Below are 18,063 nucleotides of genomic sequence, written 5' to 3'. Positions count from 1 at the left end.
TTAAAAAGGAGGTGGTTTTTTAATGATACTTATGGAGCCTTATTAAGATTGATAAATTAAATAACTCAAATTTCGCACTCCTGATTTCCTCCAGGGGTCAGGACGGTGAGGGTAAAAATAAATTTTTAAATCGAAATCATTTGCTTATATTTTGTAACCGGCGCTTTGTGCGAAATACAATAATATCAGCCGCAAAGAAGATAAAACATATTGGATTTAAAAGGGTATAAGGCATCAATTTTATATTTATTGATTGGCGCCGTCGTTAAAATCACAGGTAGCATATTTCGATATAAAATTTATTTTAGCCCTTACCGTCTAAAGCTTTGAATAAATGGAAGGGTTCGAAACTTGAGTAAATAATAAATGATTGTTGCTTGAAAGCAACCCATAGCTTTTAGTTTAAATTAACAAAAATATTTTAAAAAGCCACGAAGGCTTTCTTCCTCATGAACAGAGGTAAGACGGTTTCGTGGCTTTTTTTTATTAAAAAGGAGGTGGTTTTTTAATGATACTTATGGAGCCTTATTAAGGTTGATTAATTAATTTCCAAAAAATCAGAAAGGAGAAAAAAAGAGATGAAAAGATTATTTGTTGTTACCTTATCGCTGCTTATTACAGTTTTTATGGTTTCCGGGCCGGCCATATGCGATGAGCCTATAGGAAAATGGTTCGAAAATATTACTTTAAGCGGTGCTATCGAGGTTGAGGCAGGTTTTGAAAAGATCGATTATAATGACCCTGCAACCAAAGACGAAGATTCGAGTGATATTGTGGTTGCAACTGTTGAAGTCGGAATCGATGCTGACATTGTAAAACACGTTTCAGGTCATATTCTCTTTTTGTATGAAGAGGATGATACGGACCTTGAGGTGGATGAAGCCGTTATCTCAATTAATGGTGAGGATGTGGTACCTCTTTACCTGAACGCAGGACAAATGTATGTGCCTTTTGGGAATTTTGAAAGCCACATGATCAGCGACCCGATCACTCTGGAATTGGGCGAAACAAGAGAAAGTGCTGTTGTTGCTGGCTTTGCAACCGACTGGGTAGGCATTTCCGCCGGTGTTTTCAACGGAGATATTGATGAAGCCGGAGAGGATGATAAAATAGAAAGCTATGTTGCCAATGCAGTATTTACACTCCCGGAAAACACTATTTCAGGTTTTGGTTTATCAGCCGGAGCCTCCTACATATCAAACATTGGAGACAGCGATTCTTTGCAGGAAGATATCGAAGCCGGACCGGTGACTATCAACGACTATGTTGCAGGGTATAGTGCATTTATATCAATTTCTGCTTTAGACAGGTTTTTCTTTAACGCTGAATACCTGACAGCCGCTGATGAGTTTGCAGCCGGTGAATTGTCTTTTGACGGCGGGCGAAAATTCAAGCCATCCACATGGTATGCTGAACTGGCTGTCGGGGTTGTTGATGATCTTGAAATTGCAGTGCGTTATGAGGCAAGTGATGATGGCGGTGATTTTCTGCCTGAAAAGCGATACGGTGGTGCAGTTACATATGGTCTCTTTGAAAATACATCACTTGGTCTTGAGTATCTCCATGGTGAATTTAAAAATAATGACGAAATCGATATTGTTACAGCGCAGCTTGCAATAGAGTTTTAATATTTAGATCCGAATTAATCAGGGTTGTTGATCTTGAAACATAGGATAGTAAAGGCAATAATCCGCTTGTGAATTTAAGCAATTTTCGCATTGATTTAATTTGTAATTTCAAATAATATAACAACATAAATCATAAAAATCTATAAAAGCCACGAAGGTTCGAGACCTTTGCAAAACAGCACGTCGTGGTTTTTTAATTTAATAGGGGAGGTAATTATGTACAAAAATATTATTTCGATTATATCTTTATCAACTCTCATTTTTTTTGGTGCAAATACAGCTTCCGCCCATTTCGGCATGGTGATTCCTTCAGATTCCATGGTTATGCAGCAAGAAAATAAAACAGTTAATATTAAGCTTTCTTTTTCTCATCCTTTTGAAGGCCATGGCATGGAACTTGTTAAGCCAAAAGTTTTTTCCGTAAATGCCAACGGCAAAAATAAGAACCTTTTAGGCAGCCTTAAAAAAACAAAGGTTATGGGCCATACATCGTGGGCAACAAACTACAAAGTCAAAAGACCCGGCGTCTATATGTTTTATATGGAGCCAAAACCGTACTGGGAACCTGCTGAAGACTGCTTCATTATCCATTACACCAAGACGGTTGTTACGGCTTTCGGAGATGACGAGGGCTGGGATGAAGAAATCGGCTTGAAAACCGAAATAGTTCCTCTTTCAAAGCCTTTTGGACTTTATGCCGGCAATATTTTTCAGGGAATAGTCAAACTGGACGGGAAAGCGGTTCCTTATGCTGAGGTAGAGGTTGAATACTACAACAAAGACGGAAAAGCAAAAGCCCCCACCGACTATATGGTCACACAGACTGTCAAGGCGGATAAAAACGGTGTCTTTACATATGCCGCACCTAAAGCAGGATGGTGGGGTTTTGCAGCGTTAAATGAAGCCGATTATGAACTAAAACTTAAGTCCGGCGAAAAAAAGGGCGTAGAACTCGGCGCAGTGATCTGGGTTAAGTTTCACCACTGGAAGGACTAGCCAATATCAAAGCCCTAAGAGCCATGGCTTGATCACCCCTTTAAGCGGTCACCTCGTAAACGCCACCCGTTGTGGGTTACGGGGTGCGGGTTATAAAAAAGGAATATTTCCCATTAACAACTTGCAACTCGCAACAGGTAACTCGTAACAAGGCTTAATCAATCCGATATAGCCGTTTGTCTCTAACCAGGCCCAAAGGATAATTTTTAATGTGGTAGAATATTATCATGCATATTTCTGAAGGTGTTTTATCAGGATCTGTTCTTATTTCAGGCGGGGTGCTTGCTGCGGCCGGTATGACCATCGGGTTGAAAAAGCTGGATTATGACCGCATTGCCCATGTAAGTATCCTGTCTGCTTCATTTTTTATAGCATCACTGATTCATGTTCCGGTGGGCCCTTCCAATGTTCATCTTATTTTAAACGGCATCGTAGGGCTTCTTTTGGGATGGGCGGCTTTCCCGGCCATTTTGGTTGCACTTCTGCTTCAGGCGGTTTTATTTCAGTTTGGCGGGATTACATCGCTGGGAGTAAATACAATGACTATGGCAATGCCGTCGATTCTTTGTTATTATATGTTTAGATCCATGCTTCTTAAACAACCTGCAATCGCATACACCGGTGCTTTTGCCTGCGGTTTTTTCTCTGTTTTCTTCAGTGCCGTTTTAGTGGGTCTGGCATTGATGACCACAGATGAAAATTTTCTGGAGATTTCAGGCCTGGTGGTGCTTGCCCATTTTCCCATCATGATCATTGAAGGGATTATTACCGCTTTTTTCATATTTTTTATCAAAAAGGTTCAACCTTCTATGCTGCCGGGGTTTTCACAGTGGGGCAATTGAAAAAATTTACCACGGAATTGCACGGAAATTCACTGACATTTTGTTTTCAATTTCTATGAAATCTCAGTGAAAATCAGTGGCAAATAATTATTTCATGAAAAAATATTTTAACTGATGAGACTGTAGCAAATTCGGATTTTAAAAATGAACAAACATATTTTAAGAAATGTTTTTGGGGGATTTTCCCTTTTTCTTATAATTCTTTTGGGTGTAACCGACAATGCATATGCCCATAAAGTCATGATATTTGGGTGGGTGGAAGGAGACAAGGTGTTCACCCAAAGCAAGTTCAGCGGGGGAAAAAAGGTTAAGGGCGGAAAAATTTTAGTTTTCGATTTAAATGGAAACAGCCTCCTTGAAGGGAAAACAGATGATAAAGGAGAATTTTCCTTTACAATTCCGAAAAAAACAACATTAAAGATTGCTCTTATGGCAGGTATGGGGCATCGGGCAGAATGGACGATTCCGCATGATGAAATACAGGACCTGGCTGATAAAAAATCCTTGAAATCGGCTGAAAAGATGCAGCAAGAGCCATCGCCACCCGAATTATCACCGGAGCTCATTTCAAACGAAATCGAGCAGGCGGTTGAAAAAGCCCTGGATAAAAAACTGAAACCGGTTATTAAAATGCTCAGAAAATCGACGAACCGCGGCCCGACTATCAGCGAAATCCTTGGCGGTATCGGCTATATACTTGGCCTTATGGGAGTCGGTGCTTATTTTCATTATCGACGGAAGAAGGGATAGAGCGCTTTGCTAAATGACCCCGTGGTTATGGTAACTATTTGTTTTATATTTACTTTTTGAACCGCAGAATATCGAACAAGGAATATCGAATGTCGAAGTGAATCCTTCGTAATTCTGCGGTTCCTTGTTCGATATTCGATATTCAATGCTTTGGGGCGGTTACAAGAATCCCCAGAAATGCCCCAGTATCAAGTGTGTACAAGGGGCCAGACTTTAGGCCGCAGGCCGCTCCTAAAGTCCTGAAAGGACACTCCCAAACATGATCAGTGAACCGTTTGTTGCAGAAAAAGCGAGAATTAATCAGGTCAGCCCAACGACAAGAGGCGTTTTTGCCATCGCTTATTGTTTTATCGTCGCCCTGTCATACCGGTTTCCCGCTCTTTTTACCGCTGTCTTTGTATCACTTTTAATGGTTTGCCTTTCCGGGCTAAGCCTTTACGCTGTTGCCAAAAGGCTCGCCGTGGTGAACGGATTGATTCTTTTAATCTGGTTGATACTACCTTTTACTTACAGTGGCGAGTCTGTTTTCAATATGGGGCCTTTGGCCATCACCAGGCCCGGTATTATCCTTTCTGCTCAGATCACCTTAAAATCGAATGCCATTTTACTGGCAGTTATGGCTTTGCTTTCTTCCATGTCTCTGGTTACCATGGGTCATACTTTAAGTCGCCTGAGGATTCCGCAAAAACTTGTTTTTCTTTTTCTAATGACTGTCCGATATATTTTTGTTATTGAAAATGAATACCAACGGCTGGTAAGGGCCATAAAAATTCGTGGTTTCAAACCCGGCACAAACATACATACTTACAAAACATATGCATATCTTATTGGAATAATTTTTGTGCGGGCTTCAGCCAGAGCTCAGCGCGTCCATCAGGCAATGATGTGTCGGGGATTCAAAGGAAAATTTTACAGTCTATATAAATTTTCATCCACCCGTTTAAGCTGGCATTTTTCAACTGTCATGACAATTTTGTTAACCGTATTGCTTTTTCTGGAAATCGTGTAAAAGTTCGGCCACACGGTCACCAAAACACAGAAGGATCCAACTAGGACCTGCCGGGCCGACGGGGCAGCAGGTGAAAGCAACATAAAATGAATGAAAATAGCCATCCCATAATAAATCTTGAAAACATTACTTTCGGCTATACGGGAGGGCCCCTTGTCATCGATGGACTTGATTTTAAATTTTTTCCCGGAGATCGTTCAGGGTTGATTGCACCCAATGGAAGCGGGAAAACCACCTTTTTCCATATTATCATGGGGCTTATAAAACCATCTTCCGGAAAAATGGAAATTTTCGGTCAACCTGCTTGCAGCGAAGATGATTTTTCAAACATTCGCGGGAAGATAGGGCTCCTTTTTCAGGATGCGGATGATCAACTTTTTTGTCCCACGGTTTTAGAGGATGTTGCCTTCGGCCCTTTGAATGTGGGTAAGTCCAAAGAAGAGGCCATAGAAATTTCAAGAAAAACATTGGAATCTCTGGGTCTTGCCGAATTTGAGGACCGGATAACCTACAAACTGTCCGGAGGTGAAAAGCGGCTGGTTTCCCTTGCCACCGTTCTATCCATGAAACCGCAAGTTTTGCTTCTCGACGAACCGCTGACAGGCCTTGATGCGGAAACCAGGTTGAAACTTATTGATATTCTACCCAATTTAGACCTTTCCTATATATTAATATCCCATGAAATCGATTTCCTGGCGGCCACCACCAAACAAATTTACACCATGAAAGATGGTAAGATTGTTTTAGATGACCAGATTTATGTGCACAAACATGAGCATGCGCACCAATTGGGCCGGATCCCGCATAAACATCATTGATTGAAAAGCTTTGCCACGAAGTTGCGTCAATGGCTCACGAAAGAAATAAAAAATGAACGTCCAACATCGAACATCCAACGTTGAACATCCAATGACTGTACACCTTCGGTGTTTCAATTTAATAACCTAATAGAGCGTAGGACACCCTTATTCGATGTTCAAATTGTTTCATTACCAATTTCGACCGAGTTTTCATAACCCTTGAAAAACACATATATAAGCCAGTAGTCAGATAATTATTGCTGATTTTTTTATATCTGTGAAATTTCCGTGAAAATCCGTGGTGAAAAGAAAAAAAAGGGCGGGTTAAATATTATCCATACATGCTTTCAATCAAATCACTGAAGGCGTCATTAACGAACTTTCGCTTTACCTTCATGGTGGGGGTCACTTCCCCGTCTTCCTCGTAGAGCTTTTTAGGCAGGATGGTAAATTTTCTGATGTTTTCCACCCGGGCAAGGGTTTCATTCACCGCATCCACTTCTTTTTGAATCAATTTGTTTATCACCGGATCTTGAGTCAGATCCTTATAGGTTGAAAATTGTACTTTATGATCCTGAGCGTATTTGACCACGTTATCTTCGTCAATCATAATCAGGCATGAAAGAAACTTCCTCCGGTCGCCGATCACCACCGCATCATTGATATAAATACTTGCCTTCAGTTTATTCTCTATGTACTGAGGAGTGATATTCTTTCCGCCGGCGGTAACAATGATATCTTTTTTGCGGTCGGTGATTTTCAGATACCCATCTTCGTCAATTTCACCCACATCACCGGTATATAACCACCCGTCTTTCAGAGTTTCATCCGTTGCCTCAGAATTTTTAAAATAACCTTTAAACACCCCTGGAGACTTCACCAGTATCTCACCATCACCGGCAATTTTTATTTCCACTCCTGTAAGAGGTGGTCCGACGGTACCGAACTTCACCCTGTCAGGCCGGGAAACCGACGTTACGCCTGTTCCTTCGGTTTGCCCGTAACCTTCAATCAGGTTTACCCCTATGGATTGGAAAAAATGCAGAACATCAGGAGAAATAGGCGCCGCACCGGAAATAGCCACCCGAAGCCGGTCAAAGCCCATCCTCTCTTTAAGCTTTCTGAAAACGGTAAAGTATGTAAACTGGTATAGTAATTTAAGATAAACCGGCACCTTTTTAAAATTCATTCTCAAGTCGGCCCTTTTCTTTCCGATTTTCAGGGCGGTGTTGAATGCAAGCCGTTTAAACCAGGTGGCATCCGACATCTTTATGGTGATGGCAGAATGGTATTTTTCCCATATACGCGGCACCCCATGTTCCACCGTGGGTGAAATCTCAATCATATTATCCGTTATCGTGTCCAGGCTCTCAATGAAATTGACCGTATGGCAGTTTGTAATATGCCCCAGAATGGAAAAGAGTTGTTCAAAAATATGACACAGGGGCAGAAAGGACATTATTTCATCCGTATCATACATCGGGTTGTCCGTTGTAATAGCTCGTCCCATCCAGACCAGGTTGCCGTGCGTCAGCATGGCTCCTTTGGGTGGGCCTGTTGTACCGGATGTATAAATAAGCACCGAAACATCATCCGGCATCACTTCTTTCATCCGTAATTCAAATAGCCCGGGGTTTTCTTTATCAGCCTTAAGGCCGACTTTGATCAATTCATCAAAAGTCATCACAGCAGGATCCTGAAACTGTCTGAGGCCTTCTGTATCCCACACGATTACCTTTTTTAACATGGGAGCCTTATCTTTAAACATCAGCCATTTGTCGAGCTGCTCCTCATTTTCGGCAAAGAGAAATTCGGACTCTGAATGATTTACTACATATTCCACCTGCGGCCATGCATTTGTGGCATATATTCCTGTGGCCGCACCCCCGGAACATTGAATGCCCATGCTGGCAAATATCCACTCCGGGCAATTATCACCGATGATGCAAACCCGGTCACCCTTTTCAAGACCCATTGATATGAGCGCAGATCCTACACACTTGACATTATAATAATAGTCGTTCCATGAGATGTCATGCCAGAGGCCATAATCCTTTTTGCGCATGGCCACCCGGTCGGCATATTTTAAAACAGCTTCTTTAAATACCTGCGGAACCGTTTCTGAAATCACTTTATTATTCACCTGTAAATACCCGCTCTTTTACCTCCAGGCTTTTTTTCGTTTCCAGCGCTGATATCCTTTGGCCGAAGCTTCGGAACGAACTCCCATATAAAATTCCTTAACATCTTTATCTTCCATCAGCTCGCTGGCTTCGCCTTTCATCACAAACCTGCCGTTTTCTATAATAAGGCCAACCTGTGAAATAGACAAAGCCATACGTGCATTTTGCTCGACCAGCAAAATGGTAACCCCTTCTTTATTAATGCTTTTAATAATTTCAAAAATCTCCTGAACCAGAATAGGTGAAAGACCCAGTGAAGGCTCATCTAAAAAAAGAAGCTTGGGACGACTCATCAGGGCACGGCCGATGGCAAGCATCTGCTGTTCACCTCCAGAAAGGGTCCCCGCCCATTGATTTATGCGATCCTTAAGTATAGGAAAATAAATAAAAATTCGCTCAATGTCATCGTTGATTTTCCCGTGATCTTTGCGGATATAAGCACCCATTGCCAGGTTTTCTTTTACGGTAAGTTCTTCAAAAACTTCCCGCCCTTCCGGTACATAAGAAATTCCTCGGCGGACAATTTTTTCAGTATCCATGCCATCGATGCGTTTACCCATATACTCAATGGTGCCTTTATCCGGCTGGTCTTCAATCAAACCCATCACCGTCTTTAAAATGGTTGATTTGCCCGCTCCGTTATTACCCAGGATAGCGGTGATGGTCCCTTCTTCAATCGACAGGGACGCACCGCGAATGGCATAGATCAGATCATAATAGGTTTCGATATTTTTTATCTCAAGAATTGTGCCCATAAATTTAGATTGATAACCGTTCAAAGGTTCAGGGTTCAACGTTCAGGGTTAGGGACAAGAATTCAACCTTGAACCCCTGAACCTTTGAACCCGTGAACGGTTACTTAGACTGTTTCGTTCTCTCCAAGATAGGCTTTTAATACTTCGGGATGTTGTTGCACTTCTTTTGGAGTTCCTTCGGTAATCGAACACCCAAAGTTAATGGCCAGAATACGATCTGACACATCCATAACCATGGTCATATCGTGTTCTATCAGTAAAATGGATATCCCCATTTCATCCTGAATATCCTTTATCCAGAAAATAATATCCTGCTTTTCCTCTGCATTCATTCCCGCGCATGGCTCATCCAGAAGCAATAACTCAGGTTCCAGCGCCAATGCTCTTCCCAGTTCAATCAGTTTCTGAACACCGTATGGAAGGCCTCCCACCAGCTTATTTCTGTTGGACTGCAAGTCTAGAAGATCGATAATTTCTTCCACTTTCCTCCGGTGAGTCATTTCTTCTTTCCCGGCAAAGGAACGTTTTCCCCACAGGAGTGCGCCACGGAAAAGGCCTGTTTTCATAAATAAATGGCGACCCAGCATTATATTTTCCATGGTGTTCATGTTAGCGAAAAGCTCGATATTCTGAAATGTACGGGCAATTCCAAGTTTGGCAATCTGATGGGGCTTTTTTCTTTGAATATTTTTTCCTTTAAAAAAAATTTGGCCTTGATCCGGTTTATAGATTCCGTTGATACAGTTAAACAGCGTTGTCTTTCCTGCCCCATTTGGGCCGATGATTGAAAATATAGTGCCCTTTTGCATATCAAAGGAAATATCACTTAAGGCTTTCAATCCCATAAAAGAGATAGACAGGTTGTTTATTTTAAAAAATGACATAAGCAGTAAAGATCCGGGTCCAGAGGGCTCTGCCTTGATTACCCCTGTAAGGGTTACCATGGTAAAGGCCACACGTTGCGAGTTGTGTGTCACGGATTGCGGGTTAAAAAAAATCGAGGAACGAAGAACAAAGGACGAAACAAATAAGGAATATTAACATTTTTACCATTTAAAATTAGATGGAATTCATTTCATCACTCGTAACTCGCAACCCAATGTCATTAACTTTAGCTGATAGGTTTATAATTCAGGTAAAATAATCTCCGCATACTTTTATGGTTTCGTGGAAATTTTCTACCTGGTCTTATCGGTTCAGTTGTTCTAATAGATATTTCATGAAGATCAGAAATTATATCGGTGACACTCTCTCCTATGTGATTGAATAACAGCACGATAACGTTTTTGATTCTTGATAACGCCTGAGTAAAGTTGATCTGGCGAGGATGTTTACAGGTTCTGCTGTTTTGCTCTATTATTTCCCGTGTCGGAAATGCCAGAACGGATGTCAAGTTCTTTGAAAATACTTTTGCATAGAAATCCTGATATACGGATAAGACAGACTTGCCGGCAAAGTTTTCTACTTCAAGCCAGCATTTCATGGTTTTATAATCTTCTTCAACAGGCCATCTTTTATGGTACAATTCCATAAATATTTCTGCTGGATATGAATCTTTATCGATCAAGGATGTAATGAGCACTTCTGTGATCCCCGTATCCAGCTCAACACGGATGAGTCTCAGTTTCAGTGGCAGGATATCCAGACCCATCTCGCGGCATTGCCTGATAGATGTCCCTGGGGCCGGCAAAGATATGATTTTATCTGTTTTCCCGGAGTTATAGAACTTTCGGATAATTTTCCATTTTTTATATGAAATTCTGGCACAGAAATTAGCATCCAGAGACAGAATAAGATTAAAAAGCCAGTAAGCCGGGTATCCCCTGTCAAGCAAGACCAGATCTTCAGGGAGCAAATTTAAGAAATGATGTGCAGCGAGTTCTCGTTCGCCGATCTCTTTTGGGCTTATGATAGCATCAATGGAGATTTTATTAAGAGGATCAAACAATTGAGACCCTCTGGCCATTGGGCACTCGCCACCATTTCTGGGGTTCCAGGCACCAAAATGTTCAGCGATTTCTTTTATACGCGGCAAACGAAATGTAGTGCCGTCAACTGCCAGAAGGTTAAAACCATGCCATGTGAGGGGTTTAAATTTTCGGTAGAAATAATCAGCCAAATGTCGGTTGAGTTCAATAAAAGCAGAATATCCAAGCTTCATTCGGGCTTTTGATAGTGCGACCTTCGATACAATGCGTTTTGCGACTTTAAAGCTGTGGATAGCTTGAAAATATTTATCAAGCTCATCCTGATATGAGCCTTTAACAAGATTCATCAGAAAGAAAAGCAGCGTATGAAAGGGGAGTTTTCGTTTTCTGGTGAAGGCTTCTGGGGAGTTTTTATGACGGGCAAGAAATTCGTGAGAAAAGATGATTTCTTTCAGATAGTTAATGAGATTGGCACACAAATTGGAAAGCAGTATCCATGCCAACATTGCCTGTATTTTGAATATTTTCTGACATTTTTTTCTCCTTTCACAAGATTGAATTGTATTTAATGTTGGCTGGTAGTATATCATAACTATATATAATTACAAGTTTTATTTGCTTTTTTGTGCTTAAGTTAATGACATTGACTCGCAACCCGTAACACGGGTTAACCAATCCTAGTTAATCGTCATCCACTTGGTTAATTTTTTAGCCTTTGCCCCTTCCTGGCATTGAATCAGATAGGTCTGGTTCTGGCCCTGCCTGCAGGACGGATCGTTGGGGTCAAAAGCCTTGTAGCTGATTTTTCCGGAAGTTCCTTGAAAGTTTTTCAAACCTTCCATCTCTTTTACAAAGCGTTCGCGGGTCAAATCCCTGCCGGATCGTTTTATGGCCTCTACCATTGGCTCCACAAAAACAAAGCCTGCGTAAAAGAAAACGCCCCATCTTTCACCCTTTGCGGCAAATTTATCATATGCTTTTTTGTATTGTTTCATTAAAGGAAGGTCGGAATCCGGCATCTCAGAAAAGGCGGCAGTAATGACGCCTTTCCACAGACCCTTGCTGATTTTGTACATCAGGGGAAAATCGGAACAGGTACTTGTGCTCATCCATTGAGGGGCAAACTTCATCGCTGCTGCTGTTCCAACAATTCGAACGGCATGAACAGGACTGCCCCATAAAAGAACCATGTCCGCCTTTGACTGGCGAAGTTTCATCACATGGGGTCTCATATCGGTATCTTTTAGTTCAATGGGTATTTTTGCCACAAGCTTCATTTTACGGGTGGCCAGCTCATCAATAGCACCTTTCAGTCCATTTTTTCCATAATCGTCATTTTGATAAGCAATGGCGATCCGCTTTTTGCCCATTTGATCGATTGCATACCGGCAAAGGGCCTTGGCTTCGATATAATACAAGGGATATACCCCGAAGAGGTATCTTTGAGGGGGAGTGATCCAATGCATAGAGCCCGCAGCAGGACCCACCCATGGTATCTTGCGCTCCATCAGGTAGTCTTTTACAGCAAGACCCGTAGAAGTACCTACGCCTGACGCCCATCCAAACATCCCTTTTCCTTCCTGGAGTTGTTTAACCCCTGCTTTTGTCTTGGCAGGATTATAGCCATCATCAAACATGTGATACACAATCTTGCGTCCGTGAATGCCGCCTTCTGCATTGATCATATCAAAATAAACACCTGTGCCGCGGGCAACTGCACCCCAAGGCGCTGCCGGCCCGGTTTGCGGGCCCCACTGGCCGATATGAATCTCGGTATCCGTCACACCTTCTTCTGCCATGGCTCCAAAAGCCAACCCAAAAAGCATGACTGCTACTACCAAGAATAATCCTAGACCTTTTTTGACCATTGTTTCCCTCCTTTTCAGTAAATGTTGATAAATTGGTGAAAATTCAAATCTATACCTTTTTCACATAATGACGGGCAAATAATCCACTTGGTTTGATACAAAGAACCAGAACAATAATGGCAAATGCAACAACTGATTTAAACTCAATGGATACGTAGATGCCAAACAAATTTTCTATTATACCGAGAAGATAGGCACTAACTACCGCACCGGGTAAGGAGGTCATCCCACCCATAACAGCTGCGGCAAACCCTTTGAGCATGGGGTCCCACATCATATATGGCTGCATGGTAACCGGTGAGATGAGCAACCCCGCAATACAGCCAACAAGGGAAGATATCCCCCATGTAATCATCATAACCCGATTGGTCCGTATCCCCATCAGGCGCGCAGCCATCTCGTTCTGCTGAGTCGCTTTTATGGCAACTCCTATTTTGGCAAACCTGAAAAAAATAAAAAGAACGACCATCAAAAGCAGAGCCATGGCCAGGGTGAGTACCTCCAGCATACTGATATATACGCCTCCCAGCATGATGCTTTCATAAGGAGAAACGGGAAAGGGCATAGTCTTGGGATCCGCCCCAAACTTCCAAGAGACAAACCCCATCAGAACCATCTCAATACCGATGGTAATGATGATCATACCAAGAATATTGGGTTCTTTCGCTCTTCTAAGTATCGCAAACTCGAGAAAACACCCTAATATTACAGAAAATATCATCGCTCCCGGGAAAGCAATATAATAAGGAAACCCATGAAATTCAAGAACCATATAAGTAAGGAATGAAGAAATCAGAGCCATTTCCCCCTGGGCAAAATTAGGAACCTCGGAGGTCTTATAAATGATCACCATGGCAAGGCCCATTAATGCGTAGGAGCTTCCCACTGCAATCCCGCTGACAATCACCTGGAGAAAATCAATCATAAATCAAATTACCCCTAAAGGCCGAGGGCTTCGCTGAATGACTGCTTCGCTTGAGGAGCACTACGTTTGAAGAGCGCTTTGCTTGAAGAGCGGCCTTCGATCTTGATGAACGCTTCGCTGCTAATTCACAATTGGCAATTAACAATTCGCAATTGACAATTAATTATGAATTGTGAACGGTTAATTGTCAATTGTTAACTTTTTAGGACTGCTCCTCAAAGCCCGAAGGACTGATCATCAAGTCACGAAGTGACGCTCATCTAAAACGGCCAGGTTTTCCAATACTTCTTCGTTCGAATCCAAATCCCGAAGATACCAAGAGGCTCAAACAACATAATCAAAATCATAATCAAGCCGAACACAATGAGCTGGATGTTGGAAACCCCTGTAATGGAAAAATAACTTTTAGATAAGGCTTCCAGCCAATCCCCGATGTAGGGAATGTTTAATATATTGCGCAGCTGTAAATCGAGCCAGCTCAATAAAACAGCACCGGTAATAGAGCCCATTATTGAGCCCAAGCCGCCAACCACCACCATGGCAAGAAACATAATGGACATCATCAGGGTAAAAATTTCCGGTTCAATAAAACGCAGCACAAAGGCATATAAACCACCGGCTATTCCTGCATAAAACGCACTCACGGCAAACGATAGGGTCTTATACAATACCAGGTTGACACCCATGGTTTCCGCTGCAATATCAGCATCCCTTATGGCAATAAATGCCCGCCCGATTTTGGTCTTTATCAGATTACGTGCCGCAATCGTAAGTAGTACTGTAATTGTAATTAAAAGATAATAGAAGTCCCTGTCGGAGCTTAAGTGCCAGGGGCCGATAATCAGTTCAGGGGCATGAAGCCCCTGTCTGCCTCCGAAAATCTCCATTCTGCCGATAACTTGTGTGATGGTGAGTCCAAAACCGAGAGTGGCAATGGCAAGGTAGGGTCCCTCCAGACGCAGTGCGGGAAGACCCAGTAGAAAACCAAAAAAGGCGGCCACCAACGCCGCCGCAGGCAATGCCAGCAAAAAAGGAAGATGCACTTTGGTCATTAAGATAATGGTACCATAGGCGCCGATGCAAAAAAAACCGGCATGTCCAAGAGAAATCTGCCCGGTATAACCCACCAGAATATTCAGGCCGATGACAACAATAATATTAATGGCAATATAATTGGCTAAATAAACATAGTAATTTTTAAATAGGAACGGATATAAAGCGAGGAAGGCAATGAGGACTGCAAACCAGAAAACGATTACACCCGAAGAAAACAGCTGTACGTCCTCATAATAATCCCTTTTCATGTCCATAAAAAATACTCCGGTATATGCTAACTGCGGATGACAATTTTTTGTAAACCCTTTTGCCGCCTGTGTCAATCATTTTAGATTCTTCCAGATTGGGTGTAAATTTGCACGTAAACTCAGAACTTTTTGCAAATAAACTCAGAAAATTGTAAGTTGCTAAATTTAGAGCGCAAAAAACCTGTTCGATTCGAGGGGTCTGAATCGACAGGTAATAAAATCATTTAAAAACGGCTGATATCGGCGTTAATCGTTGCTGATGATCAGCTCCTTTGCTTTCCTCCTTTTCCCCACAGCCACCGAGTATTTTAGTTCAACGGGCTTTATCTTAAATCTTTTAAAAGTCTTTCTGATGTCTGGATGATCGTTGAGGCTTAATATAAATCTGCTTTTGATCCCGGACAAAACACTGGCCATCTCTTTAAAGTCTTTCAGTTCTAAATTGTGCTCGTAATATGGCAGTTTGTAATATGGCGGGTCGAGATAAAAGAATGTCTCGGCTCTGTCATAACGGCTGATGAACTCCTGCCAGGGAAGATTTTCAATGGTTACATGGGTAAGCCTCAGGTGGACCTCGGAAAGCTCCTCCTCGATGCGTAACAGGTTAACCCTCGGCCTGCGTAATTGAGCGGTACCGAACGTTCTGTTGAGCACCCTGCCGCCGAAGCACATGCGCTGCAGATAATAGTATCTGGCGGCGCGCTGGATATCGGTCAGCCCTCCGGCCGCCTGCTGGCGCTTCCAGTCCTCGAACCATTCTCTCGATGCCAGGAGCCATTTGAACTGTTTTAAAAATTCCTCCAGATGGTTCTGCAGCACCCGGTAAAAGGTGATCAGATCGCTGTCCAAGTCATTAATAACCTCATATTTTGATGTATCTTTCCTGAAAAACACCCAAGCCGCCCCGGCAAAAACTTCACAATAGGCTTTGTGATCCGGGATCATACTGATGATGGTTTTCGATAGTTGCGATTTTCCTCCGATATAAGCGAATGGGCTGTTCATTATTTCCTCCTTGAGAGCCTATCAGACGGCGTGCTATAATATTTCTGCTCGGGTCCGGGCACAGGGCCGTCTATTGTAGATGTCTGGTTGTCATGCGCAGCCATTCGCTCCGGGGAAGTGGCTGCTTCCACCGGGGCGGTCCTAACTTATTTATTCCTGGTTATGATAATGTTTCAAAAAAAACTACCTGCAGCTGGATAGTGCCGTCTGGGCGAACTGTCTTATCGATGATACGAAAAGCATGGTTATCGGATGTCACCATGCCAAGGAGCATCCGGTCCAACGCGTCTCCAGACTCAAAGGTGAACGTAATCAAGTCGCTCCGCTTTAGATCCGTCAGATAAAAACCGCCGTCATATTCAACGATCACGCGTGCCTCTGCCAGGTCCTTAATTTCCTGATCGAGCACCATCTGGGCCTGGGCCTCGTCAATAATATAGTAATACACCCGCTGAGGGCCGGTCAGTGTGCCGTATTTGGCAATGCTGACACTGTCTGAAGACTTAACTAGCGCCCGATCCGATTCAACCTCATCAATATGGCCGGACCAGGCTCTGGCATACCGGGCCGAGAGGCTGTTTATGATATTTATTCGATTGGTATATTTGAGCAGCGGCCAGCCCTGGTCGATCCGGTTGGCCTCGATGGATTTCTCCACGGTAAAATTGGCCGTCATGCCGCCACCTGGATCTGCGTTCGGATACGGCTTTTCGGACGGGGTAAAATTCGTAGCCCAGCGTCCAGTTCCCTTTGAAATCCGGTATTCGTCTTTATGGCCTTTGGAATACTGAATCGGGACATAGACAGTAATATGAGGGGTCGCATTATGACCCAAAGCCAGCAATGAGCCGTCATGATTGAAGGCCGCGCCCCTCGCGGTCCCGGTGGGCAATGTGGCGGGATCGGTAACCTTGCTCCAATCGTTCGTGTTATAAATAGTTGCATAAGGAGATCCCGCATGAGCCACAGTCAGCAACGAGCCGTCACGGTTGAATGATACTGCGTAAGCAACAGAAGTTGGCAAGGTGGAAGGATTTGTGACCTTGGTCCAGTTGCTGGTGTTGTAGATGGTGACATAAGGATAAGTATCATGCGCCACCGCCAGTAATGAGCCGTCATGATTGAAAGCCGCATCTTTTCCCGGACCGGTCGGCGATGAGGAAATAGTGACCTTACTCCAGTCGCTGGTATTATAAACAGTGAGATAGGGAGAAGTATCATGCGCCACGGCCAGTAATGAGCCGTCATGATTAAAATCACAACCCCAACCATTCCCTGTCGGCAATGTGGCAGGGTTGGTGACCTTGCTCCAGTCTGATGTGTTGTAAATGGTAATGTAGGGAGAATTAAAGTGTGCCACGGCCATCAACGAGTCGTCATGATTAAAAGCGACGCTCAACCCATTACCGGTCGGCAAAGTGGACGGATTGGCGACCTTGCTCCAATCGCTGGTGTTATAAATAGTGATGTAAGGAGAAGTACCATGAGCCACGGCCATCAATGAGCCGTCATGATTGAAACTCACACCGTAGGCACCGCCGGTCGGCAAAGTGGACGGATTGGCGACCTTGCTCCAATCACTGGTGTTATAAATAGTGATGTAGGGAGATATCTCATGAGCCACGGCCATTAATGAGCCGTCATGATTAAAGGCTGTTCTCCAGGCACCGGCAGGTAAAGTGGTCGGATCGGCTAACTTGCTCCAGTCGCCGGTTTTGCCGATCAATACGGACGCCGCAAAATCAGGCCAGGGTAAAGAATCGTCGTAAATGGTTATGAATGGCGTAGTATTGTGCGCTACCGCCACCAGCGACCCATCATGGTTGAAAGCGACGTCCCAGGCAGCGGCGGGAGGCAATGTGGCAGGATCAGTGACCTTGCTCCAGTTTGATGTTTTATAAAAGGTGATATAGGGTGAACTTTCATGAGCCACAGCCATCTGCGAACCATCATGATTAAAATCGACATTTTGACCGACGCCTGTTGGCAGTGTAGATGGGTTAGTGACCTTGCTCCAGTCGCTGGTATTGTAAATGGTGACATAAGGAGAGTTTCTATGTGCCACGGATA

Annotated in this window: 15 protein-coding genes; 6 read left to right on the top strand and 9 right to left on the bottom strand. The window is 43.3% G+C overall.

Features of this window, described 5'->3' with window-relative positions:
* The first annotated feature begins 578 nt into the window (after nucleotides 1–578).
* From SWH54_09340 to SWH54_09315, 6 genes are all read left to right on the top strand, one after another.
* Nucleotides 579–1,628 (top strand): LbtU family siderophore porin, encoded by a 1,050-nt coding sequence (locus SWH54_09340; protein MDY6791458.1) that lies wholly within the window; start codon nucleotides 579–581, stop codon nucleotides 1,626–1,628.
* A 216-nt stretch (nucleotides 1,629–1,844) separates the two neighbouring features.
* Complete coding sequence (locus SWH54_09335; protein ID MDY6791457.1) at nucleotides 1,845–2,624, top strand: DUF4198 domain-containing protein; 780 nt, start codon at nucleotides 1,845–1,847, stop codon at nucleotides 2,622–2,624.
* A 227-nt stretch (nucleotides 2,625–2,851) separates the two neighbouring features.
* Entirely contained in the window at nucleotides 2,852–3,466 is a 615-nt protein-coding gene (gene cbiM / locus SWH54_09330; GenBank protein ID MDY6791456.1) for a cobalt transporter CbiM, read from the top strand.
* Between the two features lie 144 nt (nucleotides 3,467–3,610).
* On the top strand, nucleotides 3,611–4,216 hold the full coding sequence (locus SWH54_09325; protein MDY6791455.1) for a hypothetical protein: 606 nt from the start codon (nucleotides 3,611–3,613) through the stop codon (nucleotides 4,214–4,216).
* 259 nt (nucleotides 4,217–4,475) lie between these two features.
* Nucleotides 4,476–5,225, top strand: coding sequence for a cobalt ECF transporter T component CbiQ (cbiQ, locus tag SWH54_09320; GenBank protein ID MDY6791454.1), 750 nt, complete (start codon nucleotides 4,476–4,478; stop codon nucleotides 5,223–5,225).
* An 86-nt stretch (nucleotides 5,226–5,311) separates the two neighbouring features.
* Nucleotides 5,312–6,043 carry an energy-coupling factor ABC transporter ATP-binding protein gene (locus SWH54_09315; GenBank protein MDY6791453.1) on the top strand — a complete coding sequence of 244 codons (732 nt, stop codon included), beginning with the start codon at nucleotides 5,312–5,314 and terminating at the stop codon, nucleotides 6,041–6,043.
* Between the two features lie 313 nt (nucleotides 6,044–6,356).
* On the opposite strand, the gene SWH54_09310 is transcribed toward SWH54_09315, so the two are convergent.
* The 9 genes from SWH54_09310 to SWH54_09270 all read right to left on the bottom strand — a co-directional run.
* A complete protein-coding gene (locus SWH54_09310; protein MDY6791452.1) occupies nucleotides 6,357–8,156 on the bottom strand; it encodes a long-chain fatty acid--CoA ligase in 1,800 nt (599 codons plus the stop codon).
* 30 nt (nucleotides 8,157–8,186) lie between these two features.
* Nucleotides 8,187–8,963: an ABC transporter ATP-binding protein gene (locus tag SWH54_09305; GenBank protein ID MDY6791451.1), complete on the bottom strand. Its 777-nt coding sequence runs from the start codon at nucleotides 8,961–8,963 to the stop codon at nucleotides 8,187–8,189.
* A gap of 104 nt (nucleotides 8,964–9,067) precedes the next feature.
* Nucleotides 9,068–9,847 carry an ABC transporter ATP-binding protein gene (locus tag SWH54_09300; protein MDY6791450.1) on the bottom strand — a complete coding sequence of 260 codons (780 nt, stop codon included), beginning with the start codon at nucleotides 9,845–9,847 and terminating at the stop codon, nucleotides 9,068–9,070.
* A gap of 227 nt (nucleotides 9,848–10,074) precedes the next feature.
* On the bottom strand, nucleotides 10,075–11,397 hold the full coding sequence (locus SWH54_09295; GenBank protein ID MDY6791449.1) for an IS4 family transposase: 1,323 nt from the start codon (nucleotides 11,395–11,397) through the stop codon (nucleotides 10,075–10,077).
* A 171-nt stretch (nucleotides 11,398–11,568) separates the two neighbouring features.
* Nucleotides 11,569–12,759, bottom strand: coding sequence for an ABC transporter substrate-binding protein (locus tag SWH54_09290; protein ID MDY6791448.1), 1,191 nt, complete (start codon nucleotides 12,757–12,759; stop codon nucleotides 11,569–11,571).
* 49 nt (nucleotides 12,760–12,808) lie between these two features.
* Nucleotides 12,809–13,684, bottom strand: a complete 876-nt coding sequence (locus SWH54_09285) for a branched-chain amino acid ABC transporter permease (protein ID MDY6791447.1) — start codon at nucleotides 13,682–13,684, stop codon at nucleotides 12,809–12,811.
* 260 nt (nucleotides 13,685–13,944) lie between these two features.
* Nucleotides 13,945–14,994: a branched-chain amino acid ABC transporter permease gene (locus SWH54_09280; protein ID MDY6791446.1), complete on the bottom strand. Its 1,050-nt coding sequence runs from the start codon at nucleotides 14,992–14,994 to the stop codon at nucleotides 13,945–13,947.
* 240 nt (nucleotides 14,995–15,234) lie between these two features.
* Nucleotides 15,235–15,993: a DNA adenine methylase gene (locus tag SWH54_09275; GenBank protein ID MDY6791445.1), complete on the bottom strand. Its 759-nt coding sequence runs from the start codon at nucleotides 15,991–15,993 to the stop codon at nucleotides 15,235–15,237.
* Nucleotides 15,994–16,153: 160 nt separating this feature from the next.
* A partial coding sequence (locus tag SWH54_09270; protein MDY6791444.1) for a WD40 repeat domain-containing protein occupies nucleotides 16,154–18,063 on the bottom strand: 1,910 nt, incomplete at its 5' end.

It is taken from the genome of Thermodesulfobacteriota bacterium (assembly GCA_034189135.1).
GTDB lineage: Bacteria > Desulfobacterota > Desulfobacteria > Desulfobacterales > JAUWMJ01 > JAUWMJ01.
The sequence above is the reverse complement of the archived record's forward strand: the minus strand, read 5'-3'. Positions and strand labels throughout refer to the sequence as shown.

Coding starts and splice junctions, on each gene's coding strand:
- SWH54_09300 (MDY6791450.1), bottom strand. CDS start 9,847: ATGTCATTTTTTAAAATAAACAACCTGTCTATCTCTTTTATGGGATTG.
- SWH54_09340 (MDY6791458.1), top strand. CDS start 579: ATGAAAAGATTATTTGTTGTTACCTTATCGCTGCTTATTACAGTTTTT.
- SWH54_09315 (MDY6791453.1), top strand. CDS start 5,312: ATGAATGAAAATAGCCATCCCATAATAAATCTTGAAAACATTACTTTC.
- SWH54_09305 (MDY6791451.1), bottom strand. CDS start 8,963: ATGGGCACAATTCTTGAGATAAAAAATATCGAAACCTATTATGATCTG.
- SWH54_09325 (MDY6791455.1), top strand. CDS start 3,611: ATGAACAAACATATTTTAAGAAATGTTTTTGGGGGATTTTCCCTTTTT.
- cbiM (MDY6791456.1), top strand. CDS start 2,852: ATGCATATTTCTGAAGGTGTTTTATCAGGATCTGTTCTTATTTCAGGC.
- SWH54_09290 (MDY6791448.1), bottom strand. CDS start 12,759: ATGGTCAAAAAAGGTCTAGGATTATTCTTGGTAGTAGCAGTCATGCTT.
- SWH54_09285 (MDY6791447.1), bottom strand. CDS start 13,684: ATGATTGATTTTCTCCAGGTGATTGTCAGCGGGATTGCAGTGGGAAGC.
- cbiQ (MDY6791454.1), top strand. CDS start 4,476: ATGATCAGTGAACCGTTTGTTGCAGAAAAAGCGAGAATTAATCAGGTC.
- SWH54_09295 (MDY6791449.1), bottom strand. CDS start 11,397: ATGTTGGCATGGATACTGCTTTCCAATTTGTGTGCCAATCTCATTAAC.
- SWH54_09275 (MDY6791445.1), bottom strand. CDS start 15,993: ATGAACAGCCCATTCGCTTATATCGGAGGAAAATCGCAACTATCGAAA.
- SWH54_09280 (MDY6791446.1), bottom strand. CDS start 14,994: ATGGACATGAAAAGGGATTATTATGAGGACGTACAGCTGTTTTCTTCG.
- SWH54_09335 (MDY6791457.1), top strand. CDS start 1,845: ATGTACAAAAATATTATTTCGATTATATCTTTATCAACTCTCATTTTT.